This window comes from Streptomyces sp. NPDC050147, assembly GCF_040660195.1.
Classification (GTDB): Bacteria; Actinomycetota; Actinomycetes; order Streptomycetales; family Streptomycetaceae; genus Streptomyces.
Genome location: NZ_JBFALJ010000031.1, coordinates 102,683 through 121,516 on the forward strand (window position 1 = coordinate 102,683; position 18,834 = coordinate 121,516).

Consider the following 18,834-nt stretch of genomic DNA (forward strand, 5'->3'; position numbering starts at 1 on the left):
AGGACATGCCAATCCGCCGGACGATTCCCCGCCATACCGCAACCCCCGTTGTGCTCGTAGCGTTGTCTATCGATTGATGGACTGGATCTCTTGGACGTTGATGCCCTGAGTCCCGTCGAAGGTTCCGTTTGGAAGGTCGCCGCCGGTGTCGCCGGAGCCCTCCCACGTAATCTCCCAGGTGATGGACGCCTTCAGCTGGAACGGCTTGCCGTTGGTGGAGCGCAGGTATGCGATGCCGCACGGCGGGTTCTGTTTCGAGGAGCCCTTCGTGTACGGAGTGCCGATGCTGCCGTCGTCGTTGACCTTGCACTCGCCGGACGCGGGGAAGGTTTGCGCGTCCGCTGTGCCCGGCTCCAGGTGGAGGCTCTTCGGCTTCGCCGTGGTCTCCGCCCAGATCCCCGTACCGGGCAGCTCAGCGCGGACTTTGACGTCCTCGAAGGCGCCCTTGTCCAGCCATACCCAGGTCGGCAGGTTCACCGTCGACTTGCCTTCCGGCTTCAACTCGACCTTGGTGCCCGGGACCTTGATCTTGTTGTAGGCGTAGCTGGCCAGGACCTCGGGCGAGGGCGCGTTCGGGATGTCGGGCACTGTGTTGGCGTTCTGCCAGAAGAGGAGCTGTTCGCAGTCGCGTGTCTCGAACGTGTCCTCGACGTCGGGATTCATGACCCCTCGCCAGAACATGCCCTTCTTGCCGATATTGAAGTTTTTGTACCCGTCGGCGCCGTCAGACTGGGTCTTCCCCTTCTCATAGTGGTCCACCATGAGGTCCTTGCCCCAGCCGAGGGACGGCGTTACAGGGATGGTTCCGGCATCACGGCCTTCACCCTTCTTGACCTTCTCGACACCGGCCTTCAGCTCCTCAGGCGTCGCCACCGGCTCGTACCAGCAAGGCGGGGGCTGCCAGTTCGGGTCAACCGGGGTAACGGGTCTGGCGGACGTACCACCTCGCTTGCCGCCGCTGACCTGCTTGACCGTGATGCTCGTGGCTCCGGCCGTGAGCGTATTTCCCGCGGCATCGCCAGACGGCTTGTTTGCCGGGGGCGCCGGCTGCTTGCCGGGGTCGCCCTCGCCCCACGCGTGTGCGTTGGGGGAGAACGCGACGAGCGCTGCGGCGGAGCAGGCCAGGAGTGCGGCGAGCCTTGCGGTCGTGCGCATGGCCATCAGCAACCCCCACGCTTCGTTGTGGACGAACTCGTCTTCCAGACACCGTCCTTGGTGCGGTCGAGCCGGGTCTGGTACTGCACGCGCGGGCTCTGGTCCTTGGGCGTGCCTACGACTTCCTTCGTCTTGAGGTTCTTCGTGAACCCCTTACTCTCGTCCATGCAGTAGAACAAGATCCCCGAGCCTGTGCTGTTGATCCGGACCTGGGGCTTGGAGATTCGTGCTTCGCCGGTCAGCGTCAGGTCCTTGTCGACGAAACCCTTGATCCACTTCTTGGACGATGCCTCCGAGGTGGGGTTGTTGTAGAACTTCACGTACGACGCGTCCGGGTCGCCCTCGATGATGGCGGCGTGATCGGCGCGCAGCGCCTCTTTGCCGTCGTCCAGGATCGCCTGCAACTTCGGGTCGCTGTTCGTCCAGCCGACGAACTCCATCTTGAAAGAGCTCGGCAACTTGATCGTCGGACGTCCGGCCTTGCCGGACCCGTTCGAGGGGGCGGCCGAAGCGGAAGCCTTCGAGCCGCCGTCACCCGCACCCTCGATCTTGTCCGAGGAGTCCTTGTCGTCGCCTCCTGATCCGCATGCGGTCAACAGCAGGGCCGCGGACGCGGTGATCGCGGCCGTCAGGAGCCGGATGGGGCGACGGTTCACTCTGGACTCTCCCGTGGGGTGATGCGGGTGCGGGTGTACGTGCATGGGGGGAAGTTGCAACCGAACACACGTTATCCGCGCGTCCCTTGAGAGCACCAACCGGATACCGTCGCGCTTTGCATTGGACAGCACGTACGACTGTGGGCCCCGCTCCCAAAAGGGAACGGGGCCCACAGTCGATCACTGGCTTGTCGTGGCTCTATGTCAGCCCACAGGAACACCCATCACTACGGCACGAGCGGCCGTCTTACTTGCAGGCTCCCGGCTCGGTCTGGACCATCGTGGTCTTCCAGACGCCCTCGTCGGTCTTGCTCAGCTTGGTCCGGTACAGCACCAAGGCCGTCTTGGCGGGGGTCGTGGTGATTTCTCCGGTCTCGCGGTCCTTGGTGGAACCCTTGCTCTCGTCGACGCAGTAGAAGAGCGTTCCGGAACCGTCGGGGCTGATGCGCGGCTGCGGCTGAAAGACGCGCCCCTTGCCGATAAGGGTCAGATTGTCGTCCGTGAACTGCTTGACCCACGTAGTTCCGGTACGCAGTGCGTCACTGGTGTTGTAGAAGGTGAAGCCGTCGTACTGCGGGTCCCGCTTGATGATCGCGGAGTACGAGGAGAGGAGGCGCTCCTTGCCGTCATCCATGATGGACTGCAGCTCCGGGTCGCTGTTCTTCCAGCCCGTGAAATCGACCTGGAAAGACTTGGGCAGCTTGATCTCCGGCCGCTTGGACCCGTCCGGCTGCGACGTTGCCCCGGCGGAGGCCGACGCCTTCTCGTCCCCGTCGCCTGGCCCCTTGACCTTGTCGGCGGTGTCATTGTCGCTGCCGCCCGAACCGCACGCGGTCAATAGCAGGGCAGTGGACGCGACAAGGGCGGCCGTCATGAGACGGATGGGGCGGTTCACTCTGGGCTCCCGTTTGGGGTGGGGGGTTATGCGAGTGAACTAACGCTATCTCTGGGGCTATGCGTGGCCGCTTTCGAAGGCTCCTTGGCGTATCGCCCTCAGCAGGGCGGTGAGGGAAGCGGGTCGCAAGGTCAGGTTGATGGCCGGCTCGTCGGATTCGCGTAGCCGCGTCGTCTTGTCCGGGGTGGCGGCGAGTTCGAGGCAGTTGTTTCCCTCGCTGCTGTAGGACGACTTCTGCCAGTGGAGGGCGTTCACTTCGTTGCCTTTCAGAGGTCGCGGATGATCGTGTGGATCAGGTCGCGTGAAGCGGCTTCCTTCAGGGCCACCGCTTCGAAGTAGGTCATGAAGGTGCGGTACTTCTCCAACTGGAGATCCGCGTGCAGGAATACGGATCCATGTTCGGCGTCGAGCTGCACGGTGTCCAGGTAGGGGACAGGGCCCTCTGCGTACAGCACCGTCTGTCCCGCACCGGGGAAGATGCCCGCTTCGTAGGGGATCACGGACACGGTGACATGGTCGAGTTCACTCATCTCGACGATGCGTTCCAGCTGTTCGCGCGTTGCGCCCCGGCTGCCGAACCGCATACGCAAGGCGGCCTCGTGAATGATCGCCGCGTAAGGGGTCGGGGCATTTCCGTAGAGGATGGCCTGGCGCTTGATGCGGTGCGTGATGCGGTATTCGATCTCGGGCGGTGTCAGCTTCGGGATGGACTGGCGGAAAACCAGTCGGGCGTAGTCGACGGTCTGGAACAGGCCGGGTACGTGGGCGATCTGTGCCGTCCGGATCGCCATCGCGTGATGCTCCAGTTCGGCCAGGTCGAGCAGTCCTGACGGCAGAACTTCGCGGTACTCGTCCCACCAGTTTCGCCCGCGCCCTGCGGTCATAGTGGCCAGTGCGTCGATGTAGGCCTCGTCCGAGCAGCCGTAGTTGCGGGCGAACACGCGTACGCGATCCGCGCTGACGCCAAAGCGTCCCGACTCGATTGCGCTCATGCGTGCCGCGTTGACGCTGAGCAGCTCGCTCGCCTCTCGGGCGTTGAGGCCTGCCCTCTCTCTCAGTTTGCGCAGTTCGGCGCCGATGCGCTGCTGCCTCACGGTTGCTGCTGCTCTCGGTGGCAAGCCCGCCGCCTCTCACTCGTAAGGGTCACACTTTGACGGAATAGGTAGTAAGTCTACTCCCGTTCCTTTACCTTCAGTATTGCGCCAACTACTTAATGTGGTGTCGAGATTGCGGAAGTGCACCGCCCTGCCTACGCAGAACAGCACGACGGCGGCAAAGCCACCACCCGGCGCCACACGACTCACCCCCACCCAACCCCCGTACCTCAAAGAGGAGTTACGGCCATGCCCAAAATCGCCCTGCTCAAGCAACTCGCCCCTCCCGCCGACGATGACAACGACGGAGACTGGGAGTACGCCCTCCGCATCCCCCACACCCCCCTCGGCCCCGGCATCGTCCGAGCCCACGTGCGCGCCGTCCTCACCCGCTACCGCGTACACCCCGCCGTTCTCGACAACGTCCAGCTCGTCGTCTCCGAGCTGGTTACCAACTCCCTCGCCTGCACGCGCGATTCCGTCGCCGTACGTCTCGCCCGTACCCGGAGCAGTCTCCGCCTCAGTGTCTGGGACAGCAGTCCGCAGCTGCCGCCGTCGTCCCCCGGCATCAGTGACGTCGACTCCGAGCGCGGGCGCGGCCTCTGGCTCCTCCGCCGTTGCGCCGACGACTGGGGGCACTACGTCCTCATCAACGGCCGCCGTGCCGCCGGCGGCAAGGAGGTCTGGGCGGAGTGGCACGCCCCGTACTCGAGTGAGTGAGGCTCCGGGATTCCCGCTCGGTACTCTGAGGCGCAAGGCGAGACTCCGTCGCATGGGAGCAATCATGAGCGCCGCATCCGGGAACGGGCTCGAAGACGAGTCGGCGTACCGCTGGCCGATTCCGCCCGCCGAGGGCTGGACCGCTGACGACCTCGACCGGATTCCGGGCCTCCCGCCGCACACGGAGTTGATCGACGGGAGTCTCGTCTTTATGAGTCCGCAGACCGTCTTCCACGGACGTTGTATGCGTCTTCTGGAGAACAGCCTTCTGGAGCAAGCACCGCTGCACCTGGACGTGATGCGGGAGATGGCCGTCAAGCTGGATTCGAAGAACCGGCCGGAGCCGGACGTCCTCGTCTTTCAGGCCGAGGGGAACACGGGACCCCAGCAGACCTGGTACAAGCCGGAAGACGTCCTCCTCGCCGTCGAAGTGGTCTCTCTCGATTCCCGCGAACGCGACCGTGAGGTCAAGCCCCGCAAATACGCCCAAGCAGGAGTCCCGCATTTCTGGCGTGTCGAGCAGGACGAGGAGAAGGGCCTCCCGGTCGTCTACGTCTTCGAACTCGACCCGGCCACGAAGTCCTACGGGCTCACCGGCATCTTCCACGACCGGCTCAAGGTCTCCTCGCCCTTCGACGTCGAGATCGACCTGACCGCCGTGGACCGCCGCCCTGGGCGGCCTTGACGGCGAAAGGTGAAGGCCCCGCCCCTGGTGCGAAACCAGGAGCGGGGCCCACAGCTACGTACGGCCGATCAAGAAGAAATCAGAAACGCCGCGTGATCAACGCCCGCTTCACTTCCTGGATCGCCTTCGTGACCTCGATGCCTCGCGGGCACGCGTCCGTGCAGTTGAACGTCGTGCGGCAGCGCCACACGCCGTCCTTGTCGTTCAGGATCTCCAGGCGCTGCTCGCCCGCCTCGTCACGCGAGTCGAAGATGAAGCGGTGCGCGTTGACGATCGCCGCCGGGCCGAAGTACTGGCCGTCGTTCCAGAAGACCGGGCACGACGACGTGCACGCCGCGCACAGGATGCACTTCGTCGTGTCGTCGAACCGCTCGCGGTCCTCCGGCGACTGCAGGCGCTCGCGCGTCGGCTCGTTGCCGGTGGTGACCAGGAACGGCATGACGTCGCGGTACGCCTGGAAGAACGGGTCCATGTCGACGACCAGGTCCTTCAGGACCGTCAGACCCTTGATGGCCTCGACCGTGATCGGCTTGGACGGGTTGATGTCCTTGATCAGGGTCTTGCAGGCCAGGCGGTTGCGGCCGTTGATGCGCATGGCGTCGGAGCCGCAGATGCCGTGGGCGCAGGAGCGACGGAAGGTCAGCGACCCGTCCATGTCCCACTTGATCTTGTGGAGGGCGTCGAGGACACGCTCCTTGGGGTCGATCTCCACCTGGAAGTCTTCCCAGGTCGCGTCCGCCGAGATCTCCGGGTTGAAGCGGCGGATGCGGAAGGTGACCGTGATGTACGGGGAGTCGGCGAAGCCGGCCTCGGGCTTGGCGTCTTCCTTGTCGAGGGTCGGGGTTGCCATCAGTACTTACGCTCCATCGGCTGGTAGCGGGTCTGGACGACAGGCTTGTAGTCAAGACGGATCGACTCGGTGCCGTCGTCGCCGACCTCGCGGTACGCCATGGTGTGGCGCATGAAGTTGACGTCGTCGCGGTTCGGGAAGTCCTCGCGGTAGTGACCGCCGCGCGACTCCTTGCGGGCCAGGGCCGACTGCGCCATGACCTCCGCCAGGTCGAGCAGGTTGCCCAGCTCGATGGCCTCCAGGAGGTCGGTGTTGAAGCGCTTGCCCTTGTCCTGGATCGAGACGTTGAGGTAGCGCTCGCGGAGCTCCGCGATCTTCTCCACCGCCGTCTTGATCGTCTGCTCCGTACGGAACACCATGACGTTGGCGTCCATGGTCTCCTGCAGCTCCTTGCGGAGCTCGGCGACCCGCTCGGTGCCCGTGGCGTCGCGCAGGCGCTCGACCTGGGCGGCGACCAGCTCCTCGGCGTTCTCCGGGAGCTCCACGAAGTCGTTCTTCGCCGAGTACTCCGCCGCGGCGATGCCCGCGCGCTTGCCGAAGACGTTGATGTCCAGGAGCGAGTTGGTGCCGAGGCGGTTGGCGCCGTGGACCGACACGCAGGCCACCTCGCCCGCCGCGTACAGACCCGGGACGACCGTGGTGTTGTCCGCCAGGACCTCACCTTGGACGTTCGTCGGGATGCCGCCCATGGCGTAGTGCGCGGTCGGCTGGATCGGGATCGGGTCCGTGTAGGGCTCGATGCCGAGGTACGTGCGCGCGAACTCCGTGATGTCGGGGAGCTTCGCGTCCAGCTGCTCCGGCGGGAGGTGCGTCAGGTCCAGGTACACGTGGTCGCCCTCGGGACCGCAGCCGCGGCCCTCTCGGATCTCCGTGTAGATCGACCTCGAAACCACATCTCGCGACGCGAGGTCCTTCATGACCGGCGCGTACTTCTCCATGAAGCGCTCGCCGTCCTTGTTGCGGAGAATGCCGCCCTCACCGCGGGCGCCCTCCGTCAGAAGGATGCCCATGCGCCAGATGCCGGTCGGGTGGAACTGGAAGAACTCCATGTCCTCCAGCGGCAGACCGCGGCGGTAGCAGGCCGCCTGGCCGTCACCCGTCAGCGTGTGCGCGTTCGACGTCACCTTGAAGAACTTGCCGGTGCCGCCCGACGCGTAGACCACGGCCTTCGCCTGGAAGATGTGGATCTCGCCGGTGGCCAGCTCGTAGGCGACCACACCCGCGCTCTTCTTGACGCCGTCGACCTCTACGAGGAGCTGGTCCAGGACGTAGAACTCGTTGAAGAACTCCACGCCCTCCTTGATGCAGTTCTGGTACAGCGTCTGGAGGATCATGTGGCCGGTGCGGTCGCCCGAGTAGCAGGCACGGCGGACAGGAGCCTCGCCGTGGTTGCGGGAGTGACCGCCGAAACGGCGCTGGTCGATCTCGCCCTTGGGCGTACGGCCGAAGGGCAGGCCCATCTTCTCCAGGTCGAGGACCGCGTCGATGGCCTCCTTCGCCAGGATCTCGGCGGCGTCCTGGTCGACCAGGTAGTCGCCGCCCTTGATCGTGTCGAAGGTGTGCCACTCCCAGTTGTCCTCCTCCACGTTGGCGAGCGCGGCGGCCATGCCGCCCTGCGCCGCGCCGGTGTGGGAGCGGGTCGGGTAGAGCTTCGTCAGGACCGCGGTGCGGCTGCGCTTCGTCGCCTCGATGGCCGCGCGCATGCCCGCGCCACCGGCGCCGACGATGACAGTGTCGTACTTGTGAATCTTCACTGGGTTCGCCTCGGCTTTAGCGGATGTTCGGGTCGAAGGTGAAGATCACCAGCGTGCCCAGAAGGATGGTGAACACCGTGGCGGTGTACAGCAGGCCCTTGAGCCACAGGCGCGTGTTGGCGCGCTCCGCGTAGTCGTTGATGACCGTGCGCAGGCCGTTGGCCCCGTGCAGCATCGCGAGCCACAGCATCAGCAGGTCCCAGACCTGCCAGAACGGCGAGGCCCAGCGACCGGCGACGAACGCGAAGCCGATCTTGCTCACGCCGCCGTCGAGCACCAGCTGGATCAGCAGGTGGCCGATGACCAGGACGACCAGGACGACGCCGGACAGGCGCATGAAGAGCCATGCGGCCATCTCGAAGTTGCCGCGGGTCGAGCGCGGGGTCTTGGAGGTGCGCTTGCGCGGCGCCTCGATGATGGGGGCCGGGTTGTCGACGTCGTAGAGCGAGGCGCCTGCGCCTTCGACGGGGCCCACTCCGGACTTTTCGAGCGTGGTGTCGGACATCAGGCGTCAGCTCCCGAAGACTTCGCGGACGGCGTGGCCGAGGACCGGGTAGAGCGCCCCCACCATCAGGACGACCCAGATACCCATGACGGTCCAGAGCATCTGCTTCTGGAAGCGCGGGCCCTTCGACCAGAAGTCGACGGCGATGACACGCAGGCCGTTCAGCGCGTGGAAGAGGATGGCGGCGACCAGGCCGTACTCGAGGAGTGCGACGAGGGGCGTCTTGTAGGTGCTGACGACATCGTCGTACGCCTCCGGGGAGACGCGGACGAGAGCGGTGTCCAGCACATGCACGAACAGGAAGAAGAAGATGAGGACGCCGGTGACTCGGTGAGCCACCCAGGACCACATTCCTTCCCGGCCGCGGTACAGCGTTCCAGCCGGCACGGCAGAACCCTCCGGGAGCGGGGATTGGGGCCAGCCGGCTTGGGTGGTCGGACGGGCCCGGCCGGGTACGGTCCACCGGCCGCTCGTCATCGTATCGACGCGCTGTCGGTTCGCTCGCGCGGGGTAGCCCGGTGTGATCAAACAGGCAGTCAAACAGGCACGTACGGGCTATTCAGGTCGTGCACGAGCCGGGTGAGTCGCCCGCGGGCCAGCTTCCGCATTTCCTCGGCCGCGATGACCCGCTCCTCCTCCGGGTCGCCCGCGAGGCGGGCGCGGATTCCGGCGAGCAGATGGTCGAGGGCCTGGGTCGGCGGGACGTCGTCCAGGCAGATGACGAACGCGTGACCGAACCGGCTCTCGTACGCGGCGTGCGCGGCCCGCAGAGCGGTGTGGGCCGCGGTGTACGTCTCCTGCCGGGGGAGGACGGGACGCAGGGGTTCGCAGGCCAGGGCCTCGGCGAGGTCCGCGAACGGCAGGTCGTACGCCGCTTCGTCGGACGCGGCGAGCAGGGCCCCCAGGTCGGGGTACGGCCGGTGGGCGACGAGGCGGCGGGCCCACAGGGTGCTGCCGCAGCAGGTGAGCAGCGCGGCTTCGGCCGCGCCGGGCTCCGCGGTGTTCAGTTGCTCCGGGGCACGGTTCGGGTCCGCCGGGTCACGGCTCGGCTCAGCCGGGGGGCTTGGTGAACGGTGCGGGGGCAGCGGGGGCTCCAGGGCAGGGGGTATCGACGAGGGAGGTGTGGGGATGTGTCGTAACGCTAGCGAGGCTTGGTGGGGACTGTCTGACGGATGCGTGAATTTCACCCGGATGGGAGAGTTTCGCTTCGCGTGGTGGACGGTACCTCTGCGGGGGCCGTTTTACCGTGGCCCGATGACTGCCGCCTGTGCTGCTCGTCTCGCCCCCGCTGCTCGCCGGGGGGTTCTCCGCGCCGCCGCTTCGCGACGGACGTCTCCCGCCCGCCCACACGTTCCTCCGGCAGCCGGTCCCCGTGCCGTGATCCGCACGCCCCTTCGCCGTGCGGCGGCCCGCGGCCTCCGAGGCGGTAACCGATGATCCAGCGGCGTTTCGCTTTCGCGTCCGCGGGCCTCGTCGCCGGGGCCGTCGTGCTCGCCGTGGCCGTCTGGCCCGGCGGCGGGGGCGGTGGTGCGCCCGCGGCTTCTCCCTCCCGCAGCAAGGCCGCCGTCTCCCCGACCCCCTCGCCCACGAAGCCCACGAAGTCCTACCCCCTCTCCGAGGCGCCGGCCACCATCCCCGCCGTACGCGAGCACAGCGCGGCGCGCGGGCCGGGATGGAAGCCGCGGGACGGCGGGCGCGTCGTCGTGGGTGACGAGGATCTCGCCGACGAGGGCAAGCTGCTCGCCGGTGAGCTGAAGCTCAAGTACGCCGGTGACGCCGACCCCCGCAAGGGAGACGTGGAGCTCGCGCTCACCGAGGACGATTCCGAGGAGCGCGACGAGTCGTACTCCCTCTCCGTGAAGGCGCAGCGGGTGAAGATCACCGCCCCCGAGGAAGCGGGCGTCTTCTACGGGACCCGCACCCTGAAGCAGGAGGTGCGCGGCGACCGGACCGCGCCCGAAGGTGTCGTACGCGACGAGCCCGCCAAGCCGCAGCGCGGCTTCATGATCGACATCGCGCGCAAGCACTTCGACGCGGAATGGATCGAGGACCGCATCCGCGAGCTCGGCGACCTCAAGTACAACCAGCTCGGTCTGCACTTCTCCGACGACCAGGCCTTCCGCATCGAGTCGGACTCGCACCCCGAGATCGTCTCGCGCGACCACCTCACCAAGGCGCAGGTCCGCCGCATCCTCAAGCTCGCGGCCAGTCGCCACATCACCGTCGTGCCCGAGATCGACTCGCCGGGCCACCTCGGCACGGTCATCGCCGCGCACCCCTCGCTCCAGCTCCGCGACACCCGTGGCGTCGCCGCGCGCGGCGCGGTCGACATCTCCAAGCCGCTGGCCGCGGAGATCGTCGACGATCTCCTGGAGGAGTACGCGGACCTCTTCCCCGGGCGCTACTGGCATCTGGGCGCCGACGAGTACCAGGCCCTCACGGTCAGCGACCCCGAGGCCAGCTACCCGCAACTGGCATCCGCGGCCCGCGAGAAGTACGGGCCCGACGCCCGCGTCGAGGACCTCGCGACCGGCTGGCTCAACGACAGGGCCGAGACCATGCGCCCCTACGAGCGCGGACTCAGGGCCTGGAACGACGGGTTCTTCAGCGGCGGTGTCGAGAAGGCCGACGACGACATCGACGTCGCGTACTGGACGGGCAAGGAGATCGGGGCGAGGGAGCCGGTCGAGTATCTGAAGGAGGGCCGGAAGGTCATCAACTACAACGACGAGTACCTCTACTACGTCCTCGGCCAGCCCAACGCCTTCCGCTATCCGACCGGTCAGCGGATCTACGAGCAGTGGACCCCGCTGGTGATCCGCGGCACGAAGCCGGTGGACGCCCGTTACGACGACCAGATCCTCGGCGGTTCCTTCGCGGTCTGGTGCGACCTGGCCAATTCGCAGACGCAGGCGCAGGTGGCGCAGGGCATCCGGATGCCGCTGCGGGCGACGGTCCAGAAGCTGTGGGACGCGCGCGAACCGGGGCTGTCCTGGGAAGCATTCGTGAAGCTGGCCGATCAGGTGGGATAGGTTCCGGAGGCCGTCGGCGCCCTGGGGAGGGACGCGGGCGGCCTCATTCGTTGACCTGTTCGAACCCGTGGGGGGCCGCTCAGCCATGCTGTGCACGCAATGTCAGTTCAATACGGCGACGACGTCGGAAGGCCTCTGTGACGTCTGCGTCACCGTGGCCGCCACCGCGTCGAAGCCCGAGCCCCGTCTGCCGTACGCGTCCGGCGGTCGTCCCGCATACCTCCGCTCGCCCGTCGGACTGGCCTGGGCGACCGTCGCGCTCCTTGGGGTCGTGATCGCCGCCGACCTGTACTCGCTGTGGGCGGGCACGGTCGTCCAGGGCGTGATGGAGGATCTGCTCAGCGCGCGGTACGCGGTGGGCCCCGGACCGGATCTGGTAGGGGAGGCCGAGCGGGCCGACACGCTGTACGCCGTCTCCGGCTGGCTGCAGACCGGCGCGCTGGTGGCGACCTGTGCCGTCTTCCTCTGCTGGTTCCACCGCGTCCGCGTGAACGCCGAGGTGTTCGAGCCGTACATCCACAGCAAGACGCGCGGCTGGGCGGTGGGCGGCTGGTTCGTGCCGGTGGTGAACCTGTGGTTCCCGCGGCGGATCGCGCTGGACATCTGGGACGCGAGCGGCGAGCGCTCGGTGGCCCTGGACCGGACGATGACCCTCGGCGACTCCTCGGCACGCGGCACGCATCCGCTGATCAACGGCTGGTGGACGCTGTGGGTGGCGAACCTCTTCGTCGGGCGGTGGGCGACGTCGGCGTACTGGGACGCGGAGGAGGCCGACGAGGTCGACGCGGCGCTCTCCCAGATGATGTTCGCGGACGTCATGGACATCGCGGCCGCGGTCCTGGCGATCCTGTTCGTACGCCGCCTGACGCGGATGCAGGACGCGAAGGCGAGGACGGGCGGCAGGACGGGCGGCTCGCTGCTGAGCGGGCACGCTTCCGCTTGAGGGGTCCGCGTGGTCGGTGAGGGGTGGTCGGTGACGGGCTGCCGGTGTCCGGTGGCCGGTGGTCGGTGAGATCCGTTTTCGGCTTTTTGGTGGCGAACTTGCCTACATCTGTGGTGTATTCGGCCAAAGGTGATCGCAGCCGTCGCGCGCAGCCGTCGCGCGCAGTTGAGCCGGGCGTAGTTGAGTCGGGCGCAGTTGAGTCTGGCGAAGTTGAGCAGAGCCGAGTACACGGGGGGACGCGAGGATGGGCTACTGGGGTTATTACGTCGTGGGCAGGAGCGAGCGGCCGCTCGCGGAGCTCTCGACGGTGGCGGAGGTGCGGGACGAGCTCAGCCTCCTCGTCCGGCGGAACGACGGCTGGCAGGTGTGGGAGGTGCCCGGCGGCGACGGCACGCGTGACGTCGGCAACATGAACACCCTGGCCCTGGAGACGGGTTCGCCCGCCCTCTTCGGATACGTCATGGACAGCGACTGCGTGGTCATCGAGGCCGCCGCGCCGGAGAGCGGCGTATGGACGACGTGCCTGGCCCGCGACGCGATGGCCGGGTACCTCGGTGACGACGGCCTGAGCCTGGACGACTACTTCCTGGAGCCGCGCGACGCGGCGGACCGGGCGGTGACCTGGGCGGCGGAGTCGGGCAGGACGGTGGCGCCCGGACCGCTGATCGACGTGCTGAACGCGGCCGCGGAACCCTCGGCCGAGGAGCTCTTCTTCCGCTTCCTGGACCGGCTCGGCGTGGTGCCGCAGTGAAGTTGGAGGGGCGCGCGTACGCGGTGGCGGTGACGTTCCCGGGGGCCCGGACGCAGTAGGGGACGTGCATAGTCCGCTACGAGAGGCGTACGACATGGGCGGCGCGAGTCTGGTCGAGCTGATTGCGGAGGCCGACGAGAGAGGTCTGGCGGCGAGCGGGCTCGCCTGCCTCGACCGGTGTGTGCCGCTGCTCGGTGGCGGTGACGAGGTGCTGCGCCCGCTGTGGGGGAGCCTCGCGGAGGACGGGGCCTGGGACGTGGCGCTCGCGGAGGCGCGGGTGACGCTGGGCGGCGCGGACGTCCTGGAGGACCCCTCCGCGGACGAGGCGAGCATCCTCGTCTACCGCATGCTCGGCGCCACGCCCTCCCGGCGTTCGGCCGCCGAGCTGCGGGAATGGGCCGACGCCTGCTCCGTCGCCGCGTTGCAGGTCCACCGGCTGCTCGACACCGTGCCGGACGGAGGCACTCGGGCAGCGGCCCTCACCACCCGACGCGAGGGCCGCACGGAAGGGGTGTCACCGCTGGTCGCCGCCGAGCTGAGGCGACAGGTACGGATCCTGGAACTGCTCGCCAACCGGGCCGCGGGCGCCGGCGGCCTACGACAGGCGCTGGACGTGTCGACCGAGGGACGCCGCGTCCTGCGAGCCGTGGTGTCACGGCGGGAGCGGGGGAGCAGGGTCTGAGGGGGGCGGGCCTGCGGGCCTGGACCGAGGACCGGCCGACGACCGACCGAGGACGGCCGACGACCCGGCTTGTGGGGCTCCCCGCAGAGAAGTCCCACGGAGTTCGGCGTGTCCGCGGGATTTTCTTGCAGTGTGAGGGGGCCGCCGTCGTCGCCGCTCCAGTGGCCGACCCCGTGCGGAAGATTCCCACCCTGGACAACGCCGAGCGCCGTGCCGCTCCCCTCGCCTGCGGGGGGCGGCACGGCGCACAGGTGTCGCGCTGTGGTTACGGCGTCAGCAGCTGGCCCAGGTGTGCCGCCGCCGGAGTGCCCAGTTGCGTGCGGCCGTAGTAGACCCCGCTCGACGTCGAGATGCCGGAAGCGCCCGCGTCCAGTTGGAGGATCGTGCCGTTGCCCGTGTCCTCGCCGTCCACGCCGATGGCGAGGTCCGCGCGGCCGTAGCCCGAGAGGTCCGTCAGGAGCACCGACGAGCCGAGGCGGTCCGCCGACTCCGTGGAGCCGGTGATGCCCGCCGTGTCCTGGCTGAACGCCTGCGCGCCCGTGCCCGTCAGGCCTGACGACGTGCCCTTCAGGAGGAGCGACGTGCCCGCGTCCTTCTTCGCCGCACCCGAACGCGTGATGTCCTCGTTCGGGGCGCCCGTCAGGACGTCCGCGTAACCGTCCAGGTTGAAGTCGCCCGCCGAGACCGACCAGCCCATCGCGTCGCCCGACTCGGCGGCCCCCGGGACTCCGGACGTGTCCTGGTGGACCGTCTTGAGGCCTGTTGTCGTGAAGCCCGTCGACGTGCCGGGGACGACCGTCACCTGGCCGCCCGCGTGCGCGCCGGACTCGGCCGTGTACGGCTGGCCGATGACCAGGTCGTCGTAGCCGTTGCCGTTCACGTCGCCCACGGCCAGCGAACGGCCGCCCTTGACGGTGAGCGAACCGACCCGGCTCAGGCCCGACTTGGTGCCCTTGAACCACTGGACCTTGCCGGCTCCGGCCTGGTCGCGGTAGTTCAGGGCCACGTCCGCGTAGCCGTCACGGTTGAAGTCGCCGGAGGCGGCATCGGCGTACGAGATGGCCGTGTCGCCCGAGGTCAGGGTGCCGCCCACCTCGCTGCCCGCCTTGAAGCGCGCCGCCCACGTGCCGCCGGTGCCGGTGGACGCCGAGAAGACGTCCGCCTTGCCGTCGGCGTTGAAGTCGCCGACCGCCACGGCCGAGCCGAACTTGGCCCCCGGGTAGTGGAAGTCGTCCGCCAGCTGCATGTCCGTGCCGGTGTCGAATGCGGGGCCGTAGAGGATCGTGACCGCGCCGCGGTCCTTGTTCGTGGCGTCGTCCTCGCCGGGGGCGCCGATCGCGAGGTCCGCGTGTCCGTCGCCGTTGATGTCGCCCCACGCCGTGGCCGCGGCCCAGTTGTCGCCCGCCTCCGAGGCGCCGGGGACGCCGGGGCTCGACTGGGTGAGGGTCTTCTTGGACCCGGCCACCGGGCCGTCCAGGCCGCCGGGGACGATCGTCAGCGTGCCGACGCCGCCGGACGCCTTGGGCGTGCCCGCCACCAGGTCCGTGATGCCGTCACGGTTGAAGTCGGCGGTGGGGACAGCGGAGTTGCGGCCCGCGCTCGTCGCGTAGCGGCGGATCTCGCCGAGCTTGGAGTACAGGTTCTTGCCGGGGCAGAGGGTCGCGAAGCCGTCGCGGTGGCCCGAGATCGTGTTGAGGGAGGGGGTGTCGCCCTTCTTCCACACGCCCGTGTCGTCGGCGGCCGTCAGCGTGGCCTTGCCCGCCGGGTCCCCTCCGTACTGGCCCAGCTTCCAGGCCGCGACGCGGGAGACCGACTCCAGCGCGGCGCGGGTCGGCTTGCCCGCCTTCTTGTACGTCTCGCCCTGGGCCGGGGACTCGTTGCCCTCGAAGTCACCGAGGACCGCGATGCCCGCCGACTCGCCGTTGAAGCCGTACGTGTGCGCGCCGCGCACCGGCAGGTCGGTGCCGCCGCCGCGGCCCTCGAAGACCTGGCCGCACTTGTCGACGAGGAAGTTGTAGCCGAGGTCGTTCCAGCCCTCGGTCTCCACGTGGTACGCCATGATGCCGCGGACCAGCGACGGCGACTGGGCGCAGCTGTAGTCGTTCGTGCCGACCGTGTGGTGGACGAAGACCGCCTTGACCTTCTCGATGTACTCCGGCGGATCCTCGACCTGCGACTCGTCCGCGCCCCACGCCGCCCTGCTGATCACGGGCGGCTTGGTGACGGTGGACGGCGGGGCCGACGGGACCGTGGGCTCCGGGTCGGGCGTCGGCGAGCCCGTGGGGGCCGGGGACGTGGGCGGCTCGGTGCCGGGGTCCGAAGGGGCCGGCGAAGAGGGCGCCTCCGTGGCCTCCGTGGGTTCCTGTGAGGGCGCTTCCGACGGCGCGGGCGAGGCGGGGGCGCTCGGCTCGGGCGTCGGCGGGACGGTCTCGTCCGCCGCGAACGCCACCGGCGCCATCGCCGAACCGTCGAGTGCCGGGTTGTTCGCCTCCTTGGAGGTCACACCCGGGTCCACGAGGTTGACCTCAAGTCCCTTGGGCAGCACGGCACTTGACGTGCCGTCCGCCGCGACCACGCGGACCTCCACGCCGTCCGAGGGGCCGACCCACAGCGGCTCGGACGCGGCACGCATGCCCGCCTCGGCCTTCTCGGGCAGGTGCAGCTCCAGGTCCAGGTGCTGCCAGCCGGTCCACTTGTCGCTCTCGATGGAGCGCGTGCGGACCTGGGCCGTGCCCTCCAGCTCCTTGGTCACGCCGGTCCACGAGACACCGAGCAGCGAGAACTGCTCCGTCGACGTGCGCGGCAGCTCCTTCTCCTTGGCGCCGTCGGACTTGAGCGCGATGTCGTGCACGCTCACGGGTCGCTTGCCGCGTGAGACGTCGTCGGGTCGGTCCCCGTCCGAGGGGTCCGCCATCGCGTACGTGACGGCCCCCGCGCCGCCAAGGACGACGGCCCCGATCGTCAGCCACGCCCTGCGCTTGAGACTCAGTGGTCTGTACGCGTGCGTGCTTCGCGCTGCTTCGCGCGGTTTGCGCGGGCTCAAATGCCCCACCCCTCAACGAAATTACCGGCAGATCCGGTTGACCAAAGCGAGTGCGTACGACTGCCCGAAGGATCAAACGGTTGTACGTGGGCGGGTGAAATGTGACGTGACGTATCCCGCACCGCAGGGGTGTGACAGATGGACCGGACATTGCGCTGAGTCAGCTGACAGGTGTGAACGAGGAGTGTGGGTGGGGGCCGTGGTTTCTGGAGTGCTGAAGAGACGCCGATGGGCGCGCGCGGTCGCCTGCTGTCTCGCGATGGGGGCGATCGCGTCCTGCGGCGCGGAGGGAAAGGTGTACGAGGGGCTGGTCGAGCGGACGCCCGCACAGCCGCCGGCCCCCGCCGACGAGGTGCGGGGCGGCCGGCTCGCGAGCGAGGCCATGGGGCTCCTCAAGAACGCCGAATCCCTGCGCATCGGGGTCGAGATGAATAGCCCCAAGGGGCACCAGGAGGTCTCCGTGCACATGGACCGACGGAACAACTGCACGGGCACCTTCGACTCGGGGCCCCTGCGAAAGGGCGAGTTGCTCATGATCGGCGGCGGGGAGGCGTACGTACGGTTCGCGGACGAGTCGCTCGACGCGATCCGCGACGCCGCCGTGGCGCGTGGCCCGCAGATCGCGGCCAAGGCGAGGGAGCGGACGGCCCTGGCTCGCGGCAAGTACATGAAGCTGCCGAAGGCCGGCGCGAGTGCGCGCGCGGCCTCGCCGACGAAGGTGTGCGACCTGAACAAGACGCTCGGCCGGCTCGGCGGCTCGGGGCAGGACGCCGACTTGAAGGGCGCCCGCGCGCTGCCGGACAGGCAGTGGCACGGGGAGAAGGTCACCCCGCTCGCCGCGACGGACGGCGGGCACGACATGACGGTCTATCTGGCGGCGGGCGACAAGCCGTACATCGTCGGCATGACCCAGAAGCGGGGCGACGAGCTGATGGAGATGCGGATGTCCGACTACGACAAGCCGGTCGCCGCGCACGCCCCCGACCCTTCCCTGGTCGTCGACATCGAAGTGCTCGGCGCGGGCGGCGGTTCGCTGTTCGAGGTCTGAGACGCCGTCCGCACCTGTGACATTTCTGTCGGCCCTGGCGCAGCTCAGCGTGGGGGCACGGACACGGTGAGCTGTGTCGCGTCGGTACGGATGGGAAAGCGTGGGTCGAGGAGGGGAACCCCGTCGCGCACGGGTGCGGGACGAGGAGCTCGGCGCCGCTGTCGCGCGGGCGCAGGAGGGTGACGAGGCGGCCTTCGCGGTCGCCTACCGCCTGGTGCAGCCGGGGCTCGTCGGCTATCTGCGGGGTCTGGTCGGCCACGACGGTGAGACGGCGGAGGACATCGCGGCGGAGGCCTGGCTGGAGATCGCCCGTGATCTGGGGCGGTTCCGGGGTGACGGCGCGGGCTTTCGCGGCTGGACGGCGACCATCGCGCGCCACCGTGCCCTGGACCACCTGCGGCGCCAGAAGGCCAGGCCGCGCCCGTCCTCCCTCGAACAGGACATGTTCGATCTCCCCGGACCGCACAGCACGTCGGAGCAGGCCCTTGAGTCGATCTCCACGGAGGAGGCGCTCGCGCTGATCGCCGGGCTGCCGCGGGACCAGGCGGAGGCGGTGCTGTTGCGGGTCGTGGTCGGTCTGGACGCGGGGGCGGCCGCGCGGGTCCTCGGCAAACGGCCGGGGGCGGTACGGACCGCTGCGTACCGTGGGCTTCGGCGTCTTGCCCGGCAGTTGGGCGGTGCGGGATGAGGGAGCCGGTGGCTGCCGCCCTCGCCAGGCTCCTGGCGCAGGCCATTCGCGCCGACCAGCTCGACGCGGAGGCTCAGCGCCGGGCGCTCGCCGCGTTCCGCTCGGCCCGCAGCACAGCCCCAAAGCCTCCCCCGCCGACCCGCCCCTACGACGACTGGCGCGGTTGAGGGGGGCGGGGGGCTGGGGCCGGGGGCTTCCCATGCTCTTCCGCCCGCACGTGCGTGGTGGCTGGTCGCGCAGTTCCCCGCGCCCCTTATAGGGGGCGCGGTGCCGCTCCCCCGACCGGCGTACGCCGCGAGTCCGGCGATCAGGCCCACCACGACAACCACGAAG

At 68.8% G+C, this 18,834-nt stretch carries 20 protein-coding genes; 9 read left to right on the forward strand and 11 right to left on the reverse strand.

The window, feature by feature from the left end; all coding sequences use genetic code 11:
• Positions 1-66 precede the first annotated feature (66 nt).
• From AB0I94_RS35650 to AB0I94_RS35670, 5 genes are all read right to left on the reverse strand, one after another.
• Complete coding sequence (locus AB0I94_RS35650) at positions 67-1,155, reverse strand: hypothetical protein (RefSeq protein ID WP_363313903.1); 1,089 nt, start codon at positions 1,153-1,155, stop codon at positions 67-69.
• 5 nt (positions 1,156-1,160) lie between these two features.
• Entirely contained in the window at positions 1,161-1,811 is a 651-nt protein-coding gene (locus AB0I94_RS35655; protein WP_363313904.1) for a hypothetical protein, read from the reverse strand.
• A 247-nt stretch (positions 1,812-2,058) separates the two neighbouring features.
• Positions 2,059-2,706 carry a hypothetical protein gene (locus tag AB0I94_RS35660; protein WP_363313905.1) on the reverse strand — a complete coding sequence of 216 codons (648 nt, stop codon included), beginning with the start codon at positions 2,704-2,706 and terminating at the stop codon, positions 2,059-2,061.
• Between the two features lie 57 nt (positions 2,707-2,763).
• Complete coding sequence (locus tag AB0I94_RS35665; protein ID WP_363313906.1) at positions 2,764-2,961, reverse strand: DUF397 domain-containing protein; 198 nt, start codon at positions 2,959-2,961, stop codon at positions 2,764-2,766.
• An 11-nt stretch (positions 2,962-2,972) separates the two neighbouring features.
• The gene (locus AB0I94_RS35670; RefSeq protein ID WP_363313908.1) at positions 2,973-3,800 is read right to left on the reverse strand and encodes a helix-turn-helix transcriptional regulator; all 828 of its coding nucleotides are present in this window, start codon (positions 3,798-3,800) and stop codon (positions 2,973-2,975) included.
• A 249-nt stretch (positions 3,801-4,049) separates the two neighbouring features.
• On the opposite strand from AB0I94_RS35670, the gene AB0I94_RS35675 reads away from it, so the two are divergent.
• Both AB0I94_RS35675 and AB0I94_RS35680 read left to right on the forward strand, forming a co-directional pair.
• A complete protein-coding gene (locus tag AB0I94_RS35675) occupies positions 4,050-4,520 on the forward strand; it encodes an ATP-binding protein (protein ID WP_363313909.1) in 471 nt (156 codons plus the stop codon).
• Between the two features lie 64 nt (positions 4,521-4,584).
• The gene (locus tag AB0I94_RS35680) at positions 4,585-5,205 is read left to right on the forward strand and encodes a Uma2 family endonuclease (RefSeq protein ID WP_363313910.1); all 621 of its coding nucleotides are present in this window, start codon (positions 4,585-4,587) and stop codon (positions 5,203-5,205) included.
• A gap of 79 nt (positions 5,206-5,284) precedes the next feature.
• On the opposite strand, the gene AB0I94_RS35685 is transcribed toward AB0I94_RS35680, so the two are convergent.
• The 5 genes from AB0I94_RS35685 to AB0I94_RS35705 form a co-directional block, all read right to left on the reverse strand.
• A complete protein-coding gene (locus AB0I94_RS35685; protein WP_363313911.1) occupies positions 5,285-6,055 on the reverse strand; it encodes a succinate dehydrogenase iron-sulfur subunit in 771 nt (256 codons plus the stop codon).
• A complete protein-coding gene (sdhA, locus tag AB0I94_RS35690) occupies positions 6,055-7,809 on the reverse strand; it encodes a succinate dehydrogenase flavoprotein subunit (RefSeq protein WP_363313912.1) in 1,755 nt (584 codons plus the stop codon). The genes AB0I94_RS35685 and sdhA overlap by 1 nt, the downstream gene beginning before the upstream one ends.
• Before the next feature lie 16 nt (positions 7,810-7,825).
• Positions 7,826-8,314, reverse strand: coding sequence for a succinate dehydrogenase hydrophobic membrane anchor subunit (locus AB0I94_RS35695; protein WP_363313913.1), 489 nt, complete (start codon positions 8,312-8,314; stop codon positions 7,826-7,828).
• Between the two features lie 6 nt (positions 8,315-8,320).
• Positions 8,321-8,701, reverse strand: a complete 381-nt coding sequence (gene sdhC, locus AB0I94_RS35700; protein ID WP_351172838.1) for a succinate dehydrogenase, cytochrome b556 subunit — start codon at positions 8,699-8,701, stop codon at positions 8,321-8,323.
• A 149-nt stretch (positions 8,702-8,850) separates the two neighbouring features.
• Positions 8,851-9,501 (reverse strand): 2-oxo-4-hydroxy-4-carboxy-5-ureidoimidazoline decarboxylase, encoded by a 651-nt coding sequence (locus tag AB0I94_RS35705; protein WP_363313914.1) that lies wholly within the window; start codon positions 9,499-9,501, stop codon positions 8,851-8,853.
• A gap of 246 nt (positions 9,502-9,747) precedes the next feature.
• On the opposite strand from AB0I94_RS35705, the gene AB0I94_RS35710 reads away from it, so the two are divergent.
• The 4 genes from AB0I94_RS35710 to AB0I94_RS35725 all read left to right on the forward strand — a co-directional run bounded on the left by AB0I94_RS35710 (position 9,748) and on the right by AB0I94_RS35725 (position 13,722).
• Positions 9,748-11,346 carry a glycoside hydrolase family 20 protein gene (locus AB0I94_RS35710; protein WP_363313915.1) on the forward strand — a complete coding sequence of 533 codons (1,599 nt, stop codon included), beginning with the start codon at positions 9,748-9,750 and terminating at the stop codon, positions 11,344-11,346.
• 85 nt (positions 11,347-11,431) lie between these two features.
• Positions 11,432-12,289 carry a DUF4328 domain-containing protein gene (locus tag AB0I94_RS35715; RefSeq protein WP_363313916.1) on the forward strand — a complete coding sequence of 286 codons (858 nt, stop codon included), beginning with the start codon at positions 11,432-11,434 and terminating at the stop codon, positions 12,287-12,289.
• Between the two features lie 244 nt (positions 12,290-12,533).
• Positions 12,534-13,040 carry a hypothetical protein gene (locus AB0I94_RS35720; protein WP_363313917.1) on the forward strand — a complete coding sequence of 169 codons (507 nt, stop codon included), beginning with the start codon at positions 12,534-12,536 and terminating at the stop codon, positions 13,038-13,040.
• A 94-nt stretch (positions 13,041-13,134) separates the two neighbouring features.
• The gene (locus AB0I94_RS35725; protein WP_363313918.1) at positions 13,135-13,722 is read left to right on the forward strand and encodes a hypothetical protein; all 588 of its coding nucleotides are present in this window, start codon (positions 13,135-13,137) and stop codon (positions 13,720-13,722) included.
• 265 nt (positions 13,723-13,987) lie between these two features.
• On the opposite strand, the gene AB0I94_RS35730 is transcribed toward AB0I94_RS35725, so the two are convergent.
• Positions 13,988-16,765 (reverse strand): FG-GAP-like repeat-containing protein, encoded by a 2,778-nt coding sequence (locus tag AB0I94_RS35730; protein ID WP_363313919.1) that lies wholly within the window; start codon positions 16,763-16,765, stop codon positions 13,988-13,990.
• Between the two features lie 199 nt (positions 16,766-16,964).
• On the opposite strand from AB0I94_RS35730, the gene AB0I94_RS35735 reads away from it, so the two are divergent.
• From AB0I94_RS35735 to AB0I94_RS35745, 3 genes are all read left to right on the forward strand, one after another.
• A complete protein-coding gene (locus AB0I94_RS35735) occupies positions 16,965-17,813 on the forward strand; it encodes a hypothetical protein (RefSeq protein ID WP_363313920.1) in 849 nt (282 codons plus the stop codon).
• A gap of 100 nt (positions 17,814-17,913) precedes the next feature.
• Positions 17,914-18,501, forward strand: a complete 588-nt coding sequence (locus AB0I94_RS35740) for an RNA polymerase sigma factor (protein WP_363313921.1) — start codon at positions 17,914-17,916, stop codon at positions 18,499-18,501.
• Positions 18,502-18,509: 8 nt separating this feature from the next.
• Positions 18,510-18,668, forward strand: coding sequence for a hypothetical protein (locus tag AB0I94_RS35745; RefSeq protein WP_363313922.1), 159 nt, complete (start codon positions 18,510-18,512; stop codon positions 18,666-18,668).
• Positions 18,669-18,834: the final 166 nt, after the last annotated feature.